The organism is Acinetobacter sp. ANC_7635 (assembly GCF_056779945.1).
On record NZ_JBWYIS010000001.1, the window covers coordinates 726,753 to 740,520 of the forward strand.

Annotated in this window: 12 protein-coding genes; 8 read left to right on the forward strand and 4 right to left on the reverse strand. The window is 36.6% G+C overall.

What is annotated here, in order from left to right; translation table 11 throughout:
* Nucleotides 1-25: 25 nt before the first annotated feature.
* From AC1M89_RS03760 to AC1M89_RS03770, 3 genes are read left to right on the forward strand one after another with little or no spacing between them, the layout of a single operon-like run.
* Nucleotides 26-1,147 carry a phosphotransferase family protein gene (locus tag AC1M89_RS03760; protein WP_481608610.1) on the forward strand — a complete coding sequence of 374 codons (1,122 nt, stop codon included), beginning with the start codon at nucleotides 26-28 and terminating at the stop codon, nucleotides 1,145-1,147.
* Nucleotides 1,144-1,842 carry a histidine phosphatase family protein gene (locus AC1M89_RS03765; RefSeq protein WP_481613925.1) on the forward strand — a complete coding sequence of 233 codons (699 nt, stop codon included), beginning with the start codon at nucleotides 1,144-1,146 and terminating at the stop codon, nucleotides 1,840-1,842. Before AC1M89_RS03760 ends, AC1M89_RS03765 begins: the two co-directional genes overlap by 4 nt.
* Before the next feature lie 31 nt (nucleotides 1,843-1,873).
* The gene (locus tag AC1M89_RS03770; RefSeq protein WP_179997992.1) at nucleotides 1,874-2,617 is read left to right on the forward strand and encodes an SDR family oxidoreductase; all 744 of its coding nucleotides are present in this window, start codon (nucleotides 1,874-1,876) and stop codon (nucleotides 2,615-2,617) included.
* Nucleotides 2,618-2,641: 24 nt separating this feature from the next.
* Here AC1M89_RS03770 and AC1M89_RS03775 read toward each other — a convergent pair whose 3' ends face one another.
* Nucleotides 2,642-4,018 carry an alpha/beta hydrolase-fold protein gene (locus AC1M89_RS03775; protein WP_481613926.1) on the reverse strand — a complete coding sequence of 459 codons (1,377 nt, stop codon included), beginning with the start codon at nucleotides 4,016-4,018 and terminating at the stop codon, nucleotides 2,642-2,644.
* 147 nt (nucleotides 4,019-4,165) lie between these two features.
* Between AC1M89_RS03775 and AC1M89_RS03780 the strand changes: the two genes are divergently transcribed.
* Both AC1M89_RS03780 and AC1M89_RS03785 read left to right on the forward strand, forming a co-directional pair.
* A complete protein-coding gene (locus tag AC1M89_RS03780; RefSeq protein WP_481587907.1) occupies nucleotides 4,166-4,888 on the forward strand; it encodes an SGNH/GDSL hydrolase family protein in 723 nt (240 codons plus the stop codon).
* Nucleotides 4,889-4,901: 13 nt separating this feature from the next.
* Nucleotides 4,902-5,489: a uracil-DNA glycosylase family protein gene (locus AC1M89_RS03785; protein ID WP_481587908.1), complete on the forward strand. Its 588-nt coding sequence runs from the start codon at nucleotides 4,902-4,904 to the stop codon at nucleotides 5,487-5,489.
* 29 nt (nucleotides 5,490-5,518) lie between these two features.
* On the opposite strand, the gene AC1M89_RS03790 is transcribed toward AC1M89_RS03785, so the two are convergent.
* The gene (locus AC1M89_RS03790; RefSeq protein WP_481595276.1) at nucleotides 5,519-5,956 is read right to left on the reverse strand and encodes a hypothetical protein; all 438 of its coding nucleotides are present in this window, start codon (nucleotides 5,954-5,956) and stop codon (nucleotides 5,519-5,521) included.
* A 90-nt stretch (nucleotides 5,957-6,046) separates the two neighbouring features.
* Nucleotides 6,047-7,591 (reverse strand): phospholipase D family protein, encoded by a 1,545-nt coding sequence (locus tag AC1M89_RS03795; RefSeq protein ID WP_481608614.1) that lies wholly within the window; start codon nucleotides 7,589-7,591, stop codon nucleotides 6,047-6,049.
* A 135-nt stretch (nucleotides 7,592-7,726) separates the two neighbouring features.
* On the opposite strand from AC1M89_RS03795, the gene AC1M89_RS03800 reads away from it, so the two are divergent.
* A complete protein-coding gene (locus tag AC1M89_RS03800) occupies nucleotides 7,727-8,836 on the forward strand; it encodes an S-(hydroxymethyl)glutathione dehydrogenase/class III alcohol dehydrogenase (RefSeq protein WP_092766302.1) in 1,110 nt (369 codons plus the stop codon).
* Nucleotides 8,837-8,876: 40 nt separating this feature from the next.
* On the opposite strand, the gene AC1M89_RS03805 is transcribed toward AC1M89_RS03800, so the two are convergent.
* Nucleotides 8,877-10,082: an amino acid aminotransferase gene (locus AC1M89_RS03805; protein WP_481608615.1), complete on the reverse strand. Its 1,206-nt coding sequence runs from the start codon at nucleotides 10,080-10,082 to the stop codon at nucleotides 8,877-8,879.
* A 244-nt stretch (nucleotides 10,083-10,326) separates the two neighbouring features.
* On the opposite strand from AC1M89_RS03805, the gene AC1M89_RS03810 reads away from it, so the two are divergent.
* Together AC1M89_RS03810 and AC1M89_RS03815 are read left to right on the forward strand one after the other, a co-directional pair.
* The gene (locus tag AC1M89_RS03810; RefSeq protein WP_481587912.1) at nucleotides 10,327-11,088 is read left to right on the forward strand and encodes an alpha/beta fold hydrolase; all 762 of its coding nucleotides are present in this window, start codon (nucleotides 10,327-10,329) and stop codon (nucleotides 11,086-11,088) included.
* Between the two features lie 383 nt (nucleotides 11,089-11,471).
* Complete coding sequence (locus AC1M89_RS03815; protein WP_180027846.1) at nucleotides 11,472-13,607, forward strand: sensor domain-containing protein; 2,136 nt, start codon at nucleotides 11,472-11,474, stop codon at nucleotides 13,605-13,607.
* Nucleotides 13,608-13,768: the final 161 nt, after the last annotated feature.

Here is a 13,768-nt window from a genome sequence, read left to right on the forward strand (position 1 = left end):
TGAGCACTCGATTTAAGGAAGAAATATGTCAGTTATAGATACAGCAGGGCAAGTCAGACGTGGTGAAGAGCTCGATATCGTTTCAGTCACAAACTGGTTAAATCAAAATGGCGTGGAAGTGATTGAGCCTGTAGAAGTTACACAATATTCTGGTGGAGCTTCAAACTGGACATACCGGCTCAAATATAGCAATGCAGATCTGATATTAAGAAGACCACCCACAGGAACCAAGGCCAAATCTGCTCATGATATGGTTCGAGAACATAATGTTCAGAAAGCTTTAAAAGATCTATATCCAGTCGTGCCCAAAATGCTGACATTATGTCAGGATGAATCTGTACTCGGATGCGATTTTTATGTGATGCAGCGAATCGAGGGAATTATACCAAGGGCAAAGCTTCCACCAGAACTAAAACTCACTGAATTTGATGTGCATCAGCTTTGTATAAATGTTTTAGACAAATTGATTGAATTGCATCAAGTTCCTTATCAAGGAACAGCACTTGAAAAAATTGGAAAAGGTGAGGGTTACTGCCGTCGTCAGATCGAGGGTTGGGACAGTCGCTACGACAAAGCCCATACCATCAATGTACCGACCTTTAAGTTTGTAAGAAATTGGCTTAAAGACAATATTCCTGAGGATTCAACCAACTGTATTATTCACAACGATTGGCGTTTTGATAATGTCATTTTGAATCCTCAACAGCCTACTGAGGTCATCGGGGTGTTGGATTGGGAAATGGCGACAATTGGTGATCCACTTATGGATTTAGGATCAGCCTTAGCATATTGGGTTGAAGAAAACGACAATATGATCTTTAAATCGACACGTCGACAACCTACACATCTTAAAGGCATGTTTACACGTAAAGAAGTTGTGGATTATTACCTTGAAAAAACAGGACTAAAGCCATCTAACTGGACGTTTTATGAAGTATTTGGGATCTTTAGATTAGCGGTCATAGCACAACAAATTTATTATCGTTATTACCATAAACAAACGGATAATCCTGCATTTAAGGATTTTTGGATTGTGATTCATGCATTACATATTCGTGCTTTAAAACTCATAGGTATACAAAAGCTTGAAGCGAATGAAATTGCAAAAACTTATCTCGCAAAATTACAGGATATTCTGCCAAGATGACGACAATATATTTGGTCAGACATGGTCAAGCTTCATTTGGTGCTGAAAGTTATGATCAGCTTTCTCAGAAAGGTGAAGTTCAAGCACGTGTGTTGGGACAATATTTTCAAAAGTTAATACAAGAGCAGCCCTATGTATTAGCTGGCTCGATGAAACGTCATCAGCAGACGGCGGATATCTCTTTGAAAGAGTGTTTTCCTGACAGTCAGATTGATATCGATCCACATTGGAACGAGTTCAATCATCAACAAGTGTTTGCAAAATATGAACCACGTTTTGCAGATCCTGCATTACTTAAAAAAGATGTTAGTCAAGCGGTAGATCCACGTGCCTATTTAGGAAAAATTTTTGAAGGTGCAATTCAACGTTGGACCAATGGTGATCATCATCATGATTATGACGAAAGCTGGCTTCAATTTCAGCAAAGAGTACTTCAAGGCTTGAACAAACTATGTGTACAACTTGAAAAGGAAAAACCTCGCTATGCCGTAGTTTATACGTCTGGTGGTGTTATATCTGTTGTTGCAGGGCATTTACTTGGTTTAAGTGCAGACAAAACTTTTGCATTGAACTGGGCAATCACCAATACCAGTTTTACCACCTTAAGATTGGTTGGTACAGAACCACAATTACTCAGTTTAAATGAACATCATTATTTAAAAGAACAAGATCGTGATTTGCTCACTTGGATTTGATCAAGGCTATATGCCATAGAGAGAAAATGGAATGAACAAAACTATATTAATTACAGGTGCAAGCTCAGGTATCGGTGCTGGGATGGCACAAGAGTTTGCAAAAAAAGGATATAACCTAGCGATCTGTGCACGTCGTTTAGAAAGGTTGTATGCTTTAAAAGATGAAATAGAACAACGCTATCAGGTAAAAGTAAGTGCGAAGGTATTGGATGTCACGGATGATGAGCAAGTCTTCCGTGTATTTAAAGAGTTTAAAGATGAGCTAGGCACTATCGATCGAGTGATAGTCAATGCTGGTGTGGGCGAAGGACGTCGTATCGGTAAAGGTAATTTTGCGATTAATAAAGCAACAGTTGAAACTAATTTTATTTCTGCGATGGCACAATGTGAAGCAGCGGTCGAAATTTTTAGATCTCAAAATTCAGGACATTTAGTTGTAATTTCGTCGATGAGTGCTTTGCGTGGTATGCCAAAACATCTTACAGCTTATGCTGCCAGTAAAGCGGGAATTGCGCATTTAGCCGAAGGGATTCGGGCTGAACTTCTTGGAACACCAATTAAAGTTTCAACGATTTATCCTGGTTACATTCGAACTGAAATTAATGAAGGTGCTGGAAAATTACCTTTTGAGGTCGATCAAGCCACAGGATCACGACTATTAGCTGAAGCAATCGAAAAGCAACCAGTCAAAGCATATGTACCAAAGTGGCCATGGTTGCCATTGGGTTTTGCAATGAAGGTTTTACCGCTTCAGCTCGTCAATAAGCTGAGTTAAAATAACGTCTTATAAATCCCACATTTAGTGGGATTTATTTTTAAAGAAATATTTCAAAGCATCTTGTATGACGATTTGCCAAACGGCATATGAATGTCCGCCTATATATTCTTGATAGTGAACATTGTGTCCCTGATCGATTAAATCCTGAGCGACAATCGGAGAGGTTTCTAGAATGCTTAAGCTATTATTTTGTCTCGAATTTTCATAGCTATTGGCTGAAATATACCAATTGAGTTTCTTTGTATTGTCTAATGTTGAAGCTCTGATCAGTTTACTCATACCATTGATTGTATCGTTTGGATCAGATTTCCACCAAAATGAACCAGAAAGTGACACGACGTGACTAATATCATTGGATGTTTTTAACGCCAAATAAGCAGAACTCAGACCACCTAAACTTGAACCCAATAAGACTGTTTTGTTGTGATCACGTTGGTTGGGCAAATGTTGACTCATCCAAGGCAATAATTCTTCTTGAAAAAACTGTGTGTATTCTGGATTGGGGCTAAGTTCTTTAGCACGTAATTGATCATTTGGGTGTCCAACAAAAACAGCCTGTATAGGTGGGAGTTGCTGTTGTTCAACCAACTGATCTAATATCTGGGGAACTTTAACTAAATGCGCATATTGTTCACCATCAAAAAAAATCAGAGTGATATATGATTTTCCGACTTGAGGTGGAGTTGCATAAATCTGAATAAGACGATCATTTCCCAAAACTTTACTTTTCAACACGGAAGAAGTTAATTGTTTTTCACTTTTTTCAGCCATTTGAGTTGGATCAATAAAATTGGGCGCTCGACTGAGTTTTGCGATATTTTCATTCCTCAGCGTGGTATTCGTTTTTAAGGCAATGTTTTTAGAATCAAACCACTTATGAGGATTGAAAGGGTCGAGTTGTTGTACCTTTAAAATAGATCGACGCTGATCTCGTGATTCTTTTAAATTTGGGTTTAAATGTGGACAGTAATTTGATAAATATCCATCGATATTCGGTGAATCCACAGCAAAACTATAACTTCCGATAAATCTTGAATCGACAATACTTTCTTTAAACCAAATATCAGTACCTTTAAGTCGAGTTAACCACTCATGATCATTACTCGGACCACCGATTAATCGCACATTGTGTTTTGCACCACGATATAAATAAATGACACGTTGGTGTGTTTCATTAAAATCTTCAATTATTGGGGTTTGATTTTTACGAATTTCCGACCAAAATTGATCGAGGAGATGATTTTTTTGATCAGGATACATCTGAATCTGTTTTTGGATTTGTTGAAGCACCTTACTCTTAGCATCCATATCCTCACATACAGGGGCATAGGATTGAGTGCTGACTTGTAATGAATGATTTACAGAGAGATCAGCACTTACTGCGGAACGCACTAACATCAATATACAAAAAAATTTGATAGGATGATTCATGGATTTTAGCTTTGAATTAATTATGTAAATGATAATTATTTTCAATAATAAATAGCAATGAAAATATCAAAAAATCGTTTAAAATAGGAAATATCAAAACCTAAAATCAAATACATGTTTCTTAAATTAGCGACAATCGCACTCATTCCAGCTTTACTTGTGCAAGGTTACCAAGTCAAGAAAAATACACCTCGTTTAGCAGAAGCTTTGGGGGAAAGAAATGGTTTGGTTGGTAATGGCCCTCAAATATCAATTTTAATTTTAGGTGATTCAGCTGCTGCTGGTGTGGGTGTGCAATTTCAAGAAGATGCGCTAAGCGGAACATTGTTACAAGAACTAAGAGATCATTTTCAAATTCGCTGGTCATTAATTGCAAAAACTGGAAATCGTACTTCAGATGTAATTCGAACTATACAGGCTATTAATAACGATCAGTTTGATATTGTAGTAACTTCGATAGGGGTCAATGATGTAACACAGCTCATCTCACCACAAAAATGGATCTGCCTACAAGAACAATTATATTCACTGATCGCTGAGAAATTTTCACCCAAGCTCATTATCGCGACTGGAGTTCCACCGATGAATGAGTTTCCTGCATTACCAAATCCTTTAGCTTGGTTGTTTGGAAAATATGCCCATCAAATGAATGTTGAATTGGAAAATTGGATTGAACCACAACCAAAATTTGAATTGGTTAAATATGATTTGGATGAGTATAAACAACTCAATTTGAAGATGGCTGAGGATGGATTTCATCCAAGTAAAGAAATCTATCAGCTTTGGGCAAAAAAAATTAGTTCGATTATTCAAAATCACTGTAGATCGAAAAGTTAGACCGAAATTTGATATGAGTGATATCGAAACACATCCACTTGAGCCATTTGTACCTCAACAAGCCAAATTGCTCATGCTTGGCAGTTTTCCTCCGCCGAAAGCAAGATGGAAAATGGATTTTTATTATCCGAATTTTCAAAATGATATGTGGAAAATATATGGGTTGATCTTTTTTCAAGACTCTCATTATTTTCTAGACCGTGAAAATAAACAATTCAAAGAGCAAATGCTGAAAGATTTTCTAAATGAGTTGGGCATTGCAATATTTGATACAGCCTATCAAGTACGGCGTTTGAAAGACAATGCCTCAGATCAATTTCTAGAAATCGTTACACCGACAGATATGTTTCTATTGCTTAAAAAAATTCCATATTGTCGAGATATTATGACCACAGGTGATAAAGCAACTGAGACCTTATTAAAGTCAATGAATGCGTCTGTACACACTAAAGTTAAAATGGGTACAGTCGTGGATCTGCAATTTGATAACAAAGATATCCGAATTCATCGTATGCCATCTTCTTCAAGAGCTTATCCTTTAGCTCTTGAAAAGAAAGCCGAATACTATCGTGAACTTTTCCAGTCAATTGGATTAATTTAACAACCTGTTAAAGTCAATCGAGATGCTTATTACACATCATAATCTACATAATCCCACAAGTTTAAACGTGATTTAATTTCTTTACGAATATGTGGAAGCATATTGAGTAGAGTACCATCAATCCATAAAGATAATGCTTGAGCAGATAATTCTTGTCCTTCTTCATCAACTAAGCGGGCACCCTTCACAATCACGAGCGTTTGTTCTGAGACAGAGGTTTCAATGCCTTTGAAAAAAACTTGTAACTCATGACCATTGTCTAAAATTAACCAAGCCAATTCAATTTGAACATTATGGTTAGATTTTAACGTGATAGAACCTTCAACTAAGTCTTCATCAGTAAGGCAATCATAATCAACACTAATTTTAGCTAAATACCATTCATGCTGAGATAAATCTTCAAGTGATAAAAAAGGGGTGAGTATGTCGTTCAGATTATACTGTCGACTAAGATCAAAAAATTGCATGGGAGTAGAGTAGAACCAAGGGTTCAAAAAATAAAACGTGAATAATAATGCAATTTATCCTGGTTGTACAAACCAGTCACAACAAAGAATTTACATCATCCATTCGATTGGGAGATAGGACAAAGACTTGAACATAAATCTCTGAAAACGAGTCGTTTCAGGGTCATGATCATGTATTAACTTTTCTTCACCTCGTTGTTCTTCCCATCTTAAGTTTTGATGTGCATCCAAATGTAGTTGATAGGCAACTTTGGGAAGATTTTCATCTAAAGATTGAGATATCTCTGTTTTAAAATCGGCTGACTCAATGATCAGTCCAAGTTCAGTATTCAAATACGCTGAACGTGGATCAAAATTGAATGTTCCAATAAAAACTTTATCATCTACAGTAAAAAATTTAGCATGAAGACGCGACGCATTTTTTCCTTTCGCAGGAATAACATTACCCGTCATAATTTCATACCAAGTCCGATCAGACCGTTCAATATAAGGTTTAAACTCGTAAAGTTTTACATCTGACCTTAAGAGTGGGGTTCGATATTTTTGATAAAATGCATGAACAATCGGGACATCATTTGCCAAATATGAGTTTGTTAAAACTCGAACTTTGACATTCTGCTCACTCAATTGTTTGAGGAAAGACTCACCATGAACAGTAGGAACAAAATAGGCAGACACCAAGTTTATTTCTTGAGCAGGTTTCCCCATAATGGATTTGAACTGATTAAACAGCAGTTCATGAGATTGAGCTTTCGCTCTGATTTTATTGGGGCTGTCTGCAACAAAATGAGCTTTAGACCAACGAATAGGATGTTTTTTTAAATTTTCTTCTAAAAAACGTTCTGCTTGATCAATACGTTTTTTAGTTTCAGCACCTTGAAAATTTTGCTTGGTTGAATAATGCGATCTTAAATACGCTAATTCTTTTTGAGACTGAGGAATTATTTGCTGAATATTATAACTCAGCTCATCATTCCAAAATTGGTGAAACACCGTGTTTGCAGCTGAAACTGATTGACCTGCAAATAAAATATCCATATCCGCGAATTGAAAATTGTCACTGGCATCAAAATATTCATTACTGATATTACGCCCCCCAGTAACAGCAATCGCTCCATCAGCAATAATCAATTTGTTATGCATTCTATGATTGATTTTATTAAAGCGAAACACATAATCCAAAACTCTAAAGCTGCGAAATTTGTAGGGATTGAATAGTTTAATTTCAATATTAGGATGTTTAGACAATGCACTTAAGGTCGAGTCTAATTGAGTGCCATTTTGATCATCAATTAACAGTCGAACCTTCACATTACGATCAGCTGCTTTGAGTAGGTCAGACAATAAATGCTGACCTATCACATCATTTTCCCAGATATAGTACTGTAAATCGATCGTATGTTGCGCTTCACGTATTAAGTGAACACGTGAGGCCATACTCATAAAAGGATCATGAAGTGGTAAAAATGCGGTTAAACCTTGTTCAATATTGCGTCTTGTTTCTGGTGTATTGCTGAGCCAATGTGTGGTATGAGGTTGGATTGGGGCTTGTTTTATACTTGTATTCATCGCCAAATTACATCCAGTTAAAATAAAGAATGTGAGTAAACACAATATATATCGCAACATAAGCATCAAAGCTGTCGTTCCTAAATCTTATTATTCAGTTGTATGGCTATAATATCATCAATCAAATAGTTGAATGTTTTTATCAAAAGCGGTTACTGTAACTTATCTGTTAAATCTTAATTTACAAAGGAAGTTTTCATCATGAAATCTCGTGCAGCGGTGGCATTCGGTCCAGGTCAGCCATTACAAATTGTTGAATTAGATGTTGCTCCACCACAAGCTGGTGAAGTATTGGTGAAAATTACGCATACAGGTGTTTGTCATACTGATGCATTTACACTTTCTGGTGAAGACCCAGAGGGCGTATTCCCTGCGGTACTGGGTCACGAAGGTGCAGGTATTGTGGTTGAAGTTGGTGAGGGTGTAACCAGTGTAAAACCAGGTGATCATGTCATTCCGCTTTATACTGCAGAATGTGGCGAATGTTTGTTCTGTAAATCAAATAAAACAAACTTATGTGTCTCTGTACGTGCCACTCAAGGCAAAGGTGTTATGCCTGATGGAACGACTCGATTCTCTTATAACGGCGAACCTATTTATCATTATATGGGATGTTCAACATTCAGTGAATACACAGTTGTTGCCGAAGTATCGTTAGCAAAAATTAATCCTGAAGCAAACCCTGAACACGTTTGTTTATTGGGTTGTGGCGTAACGACTGGTATTGGTGCGGTTCACAATACTGCTAAAGTACAGGAAGGTGACACTGTTGCTGTATTCGGTTTAGGTGGTATTGGTTTAGCAGTTGTTCAAGGTGCTAAACAAGCCAAAGCTGGCCGAATTATTGTAGTGGATACTAATCCAGAAAAATTTAAATTGGCTGAGCAGTTTGGTGCTACAGATTTCCTCAATCCTAAGGACTATGATCAACCTATTCAACAAGTCATTGTAGAGATGACTGGCTGGGGTGTTGATCATTCATTTGAGTGTATCGGTAATACAAACGTAATGCGCTCAGCGCTTGAATGTGCACACCGTGGTTGGGGGCAATCTGTCATTATCGGTGTGGCTGGTGCAGGTCAAGAAATCTCAACTCGTCCATTCCAATTAGTGACTGGACGTAAATGGATGGGTACAGCATTTGGTGGTGTAAAAGGTCGTACTCAATTACCAAAAATGGTTGAAGATGCGATGAAGGGTGACATTCAATTAGAACCTTTTGTTACTCATACTATGGGGCTAGAAGACATTAATAAAGCCTTTGACTTAATGCACGAAGGTAAATCAATCCGTACAGTTGTACATTTTTAATTGGGCAATAAAAAACGGGCGATATGCCCGTTTTTTGTTTTTAAGCGGTAGCTTTCAAAACTTCTGCAATTGATTCAGCCACATAATCAATATTATTCAAGTTTAATCCTGCTGCGCACATACGGCCACTACGGACTAAATAAATACCATATTTATCTTTCAAAATATCCACTTGTTCGCCAGTCAAACCTGTATAACTGAACATACCTTGTTGTTTTACTAGATAGCTAAAGTCACGTTCAGGCAGAGCCGCACTCAATTTAGCATTTAACAATTCACGCATTTTAATAATACGTTCACGCATTTCTTGTAATTCAGCTTGCCATTGAGCAGTTAGATCTGCGTTGTTTAACACGTTTTCAACCAACAATGCACCTGTGCTTGCTGGACTAGAATAAATACGGCGTACAGTTGCTTTTAATTGTCCAAGCACTTTTTGAGCAGTAGCTTTATCATCACAGACAAATGTTAAGCCGCCGACACGCTCACCATACAGTGAGAAGATTTTTGAGAATGAATTACTCACAATGAAATTCATACCTGATTTATCTAAAGCACGAATAAGGTATGCATCTTCTTCAAGACCTTTACCGAAACCTTGGTAAGCGATGTCAAGGAATGGAATAAGATCATTCGTCTTAAGTACTTCGATCACTTGATCCCATTCTGCTGGCGTTAAATCTGCACCAGTTGGGTTATGGCAGCAAGGATGAAGTAATACAATACTTTTTGCTTTTAGTGTTTTTAATTCCTCAAGCATTGCTGGAACGTTAACGCCATTTGTTTCAGCATCAAAATAAGGATAGAAATGAGATTGGATACCAGCGCCATTAAAAATTGCGATATGGTTATCCCAAGTTGGCTGACTTACCCAGATATCTGACTCAGGGAAATATTTTTTCAAAAAATCAGCACCGACTTTAAGTGCTCCTGAGCCACCAAGTGTCTGAATCGTGACAGCACGACCATCTTTACGTGCTTGACTATCAGGACCTAAAACTAATGCTTGAGTCGCTTCGTTATAAGATTTCAAACCATCCATTGGTAAATAAAGTTTAACTTTATCGTTGCTCGGTTCAATATTTTTGTACGCAGCTTTGACCGCATTTAACTGAGGTACAATACTGTCTTCGTTATAATATAGACCAATACTCAAATTCACTTTTTGAGTACGCTCATCTTTACTATATTCTTCCATAAGTGAAAGAATAGGGTCACCTGCATAAGCATCTACATGATGAAACATGGTCTAAATTTCCTAAAATGTTCAAAGTAAAAAGTTTAATCGGATAATATATATAATTTCCGCACGATCACAAGATCGAATTACAGGACTAATTTTTATAAAACTCAATACTTTTACTTATAACCGAATTTTTTTGATTGTCTTTAATTTACTGAATTATATAAATAAAAATTAAACTAACACCAAAATACAAACTCTACTGTTAGAATTTGAATCACATTTTTAAAGCTATTTGAGTATATATATGCGACTAAATGCTGAGATCACCAAATCAAATGCGAATCAACGTCAACCTGCTCTTGTTCTGATTCATGGTCTTTTTGGTAGTTTATCGAACCTCGGCATGCTCGCGAGAGCATTTCAGGAAACGCATGATGTCATCCAAATTGATTTGCGTAATCACGGTTTATCACCTCATTCTAATCAAATGAGTTATCAACTCATGGCGCAAGATGTTGTAGAAACTTTAGATGATATGAATGTGCAACAATTTCACATCATTGGTCATTCGATGGGGGGGAAAGTTGCCATGCACTTAGCAAACCTTGTACCACATCGAGTAGTTAAGTTGATTGTACTTGATATGGCACCCGTCGCTTATCAAAAATCTCATCATGATCAAATTTTCAAAGCTTTAGAAGAAGTTCAAAAAGCTCAAGTTGTTTCAAGAAAGGAGGCAACCGAGTTGATGCAGAAATATATTAATGAAATTGGCGTTATTCAATTTCTGCTCAAATCTTTCCGCAATGGACATTGGCTATTCAACTTAGATGCACTTAAACAACAATATTTTCAGATTTTGTCATGGGAACGTCTTAATCCACAATCGAATGAAACTTTGTTTTTAAAAGGAGAATTATCCGATTATATTAATCTCGAGCGTGATAACGATCTTATTCGGTTCCAATATCCTAAAGCTAAATTTGTGACGATTGATGGCACTGGACATTGGTTACATGCAGAAAAACCAAGTGAGGTGATCAAAAACATTAAAGATTTTTTATAATAAATTAATAATAAGTTTAGATTATTTTTATATTATTCAACACCTACTTAATATAAGTAGGTATTTTTTTAATTAAAATCGGAATTATTTAATTCTAAGATGTCGAATTATCAAATAAATTCATTATTGTGTCGTATTTCATTATTTTTTATGCATTTTGTCTATTTAATATTCACAAGTGATAAAAATTATGTATCATGCAGAAATGGTATTTGTATTAATTTAGTCCATTTAAGTGTTATTATTATCACGTATTTTAAAATTAATGATGATTAATAATCATTATTAACTAAATTTAAATACTGATTAATTAAATTCTAAATTTTTACGCTGATTTTTGTATTCGTCATTTTGATGGGTTGTTATTTTCGAATAGGTGAACTATGAGCATTCTGGATCTGAATAGAGCTGATCATTTACAGTCCAAAGCTGTGCCTTTGCATCTAACACTGTCAGATGACTTTAAATTTGCACTCGATTTACTGCCCAATTTGATTTGGGTCAGTCACACCAACTCAGGGTATTGTAATCTCGCACTTAAACAATATATCGGTGCGGATACGCAAATCTTACGTGACGTAGACTGGCTTAAATTTGTTCATCCTGATGATGCTGAACATCTTTATCAGATTTGGAATGATGCTCAAAAAAACGGTCAGAAATTTGAAAAAGAGTGTCGTATAAAAAATAAATCAGGTGAATATCTTTGGTTCTTAATGCTTGCTGAACCTAAGGTGATTCAATCCAACCAGCAAAATTGGATGATAAGTTGCACAAATATCCATGATCGTACAATCAAAATGCGTGAAACTGCTGAGGCCTTGCGTGCGAATACAGATATGCTCGATGTCAGCGTAGACTGTATAAAAATTATCACACCAGATGGCAAGCTTGAACACATGAACAAATCTGGATGCATGGCATTACTGGGTCAAGAGCGTGTTAAGAAATTTGGAATGGATTGGTTAACGCTGTTACCACCTGAAGTACGTGAACAGGGGGCAAAAGCGATTAAAACAGCAGCTCGAGGGAAGAATGCCCGTTTTGCGGGGATGAGCACACACGGCGATACTGTGATGTATTGGGATAATATTTTAACACCTGTGCATGATGAACAAGGAAATACGACCAGTATTCTCTGTGTATCACGTGATATTACCCGTCAACGTGTTGCCGAAGCTAAACTAAAAATCAGCAGTGAATATGATGATCTGACGGGTCTGATGAATCGTCGTGCCTTCAAAAATAAATTAAAAGCGGCGATTTCACAAGCAAATCGTGAAAAAACACTTATTGGTATGATGTTTATTGATCTCGATCATTTTAAAAACATTAACGATACTTTAGGTCATCCTGCTGGAGATCATCTACTTAAAGTCTTATCTAAACGTCTGCAAAAGAGTTTGGATCGCAAGTGTATTGTTTCACGTTTAGGTGGAGATGAATTTGCAATTATTGTCTCAGGGATGACCTCAGAAGAAGAATTACATCAAACTACACAGAAAGTGCTTAAACAAAATATTGCCCCCATTACTTATGCAGGAAAAGTGATTAATAGTGGGATGAGTATTGGATGTGCCATTTATCCTAAAGATGCTCAAGATGTATTCGGATTGATGAAATGTGCGGATACCGCTCTAAATGATCTTAAAGAAAAAGGTCGTGGTGGGTATCGTATGTATGATGACGAAATGTTTGCACTTGCTGAAAAGAAGATGCAACAACTTGATACTGCTCGCTATATCATACAGGACAATTTAATCGAACCGTATTATCAACCTAAGGTTCGCTTAGATAACTGTCAGCTAATCGGATTTGAGGCTTTGATGCGTTGGCATGATACACAGCAGCAACTTCATTATCCAGCTTCAATCTCAGAAGCGTTTAACGATTATGAGCTGGCCAGTAAAATCAGTGAAATCATGCATCAAAAGATTTTCAGTGACATGGCAGATTGGATGTCTAAGGGCGTTCAACTTGTACCGATCTCAATTAATGCCTCTCCAGTTGAATTCATGCGTGACAATTATGCAGAATTGTTAATTCAACGTTTAGAACGACATCAAATTCCTGCTCATTTAATCGAGGTTGAGATTACAGAACATATTCTGGCTGAGCGTGGAATAGAATTTGTGATTCGAGCACTACAAAAGCTCAAAAATTATGGTCTTCGAATCTCATTGGATGATTTCGGAACCGGTCATTCTTCAATGACGCATTTAAGAGATTATCCTGTCGACTGTCTCAAGATTGATTATGCTTTTGTGAATCGAATGAATGAGGAGAAGTCAATCAATTCAATTGTAGAGGGCATTGCTAAGCTCGGACCTATTCTGTCATTGGATGTGATCGCAGAAGGTGTCGAAACATGCCAACAGCTCTTAAGTCTTCAGGATGTTGGCTGTGCATATGGTCAAGGCTTTTTATTTAGCCAAGCGATTTGTAAGTCTGAGGCTGAGCAACTGATGCTCAAACAAGTATGTGCTATAAAAGATTGGCTTCCTACAGATAAGCAATAAACCATTGATATATTTGAGTTATGATTGATATAACAATATTTTTTATATAAATTGCTTGTCAATCAGTCTATTTATGCGTATTTTACTTTTAAGGGTTATATTTTAGATAATTTGATGAAAACGACACACTTGATTACTAACGCTTATTATTATTTTTGGCA

Bases quoted from the DNA above. Each gene is read 5' to 3' on its own strand.
- AC1M89_RS03770 (WP_179997992.1), top strand. From the start codon at position 1,874: ATGAACAAAACTATATTAATTACAGGTGCAAGCTCAGGTATCGGTGCT.
- AC1M89_RS03795 (WP_481608614.1), bottom strand. From the start codon at position 7,591: ATGCTTATGTTGCGATATATATTGTGTTTACTCACATTCTTTATTTTA.
- AC1M89_RS03810 (WP_481587912.1), top strand. From the start codon at position 10,327: ATGCGACTAAATGCTGAGATCACCAAATCAAATGCGAATCAACGTCAA.
- AC1M89_RS03790 (WP_481595276.1), bottom strand. From the start codon at position 5,956: ATGCAATTTTTTGATCTTAGTCGACAGTATAATCTGAACGACATACTC.
- AC1M89_RS03760 (WP_481608610.1), top strand. From the start codon at position 26: ATGTCAGTTATAGATACAGCAGGGCAAGTCAGACGTGGTGAAGAGCTC.
- AC1M89_RS03785 (WP_481587908.1), top strand. From the start codon at position 4,902: ATGAGTGATATCGAAACACATCCACTTGAGCCATTTGTACCTCAACAA.
- AC1M89_RS03805 (WP_481608615.1), bottom strand. From the start codon at position 10,082: ATGTTTCATCATGTAGATGCTTATGCAGGTGACCCTATTCTTTCACTT.
- AC1M89_RS03775 (WP_481613926.1), bottom strand. From the start codon at position 4,018: ATGTTAGTGCGTTCCGCAGTAAGTGCTGATCTCTCTGTAAATCATTCA.
- AC1M89_RS03780 (WP_481587907.1), top strand. From the start codon at position 4,166: ATGTTTCTTAAATTAGCGACAATCGCACTCATTCCAGCTTTACTTGTG.
- AC1M89_RS03800 (WP_092766302.1), top strand. From the start codon at position 7,727: ATGAAATCTCGTGCAGCGGTGGCATTCGGTCCAGGTCAGCCATTACAA.
- AC1M89_RS03765 (WP_481613925.1), top strand. From the start codon at position 1,144: ATGACGACAATATATTTGGTCAGACATGGTCAAGCTTCATTTGGTGCT.
- AC1M89_RS03815 (WP_180027846.1), top strand. From the start codon at position 11,472: ATGAGCATTCTGGATCTGAATAGAGCTGATCATTTACAGTCCAAAGCT.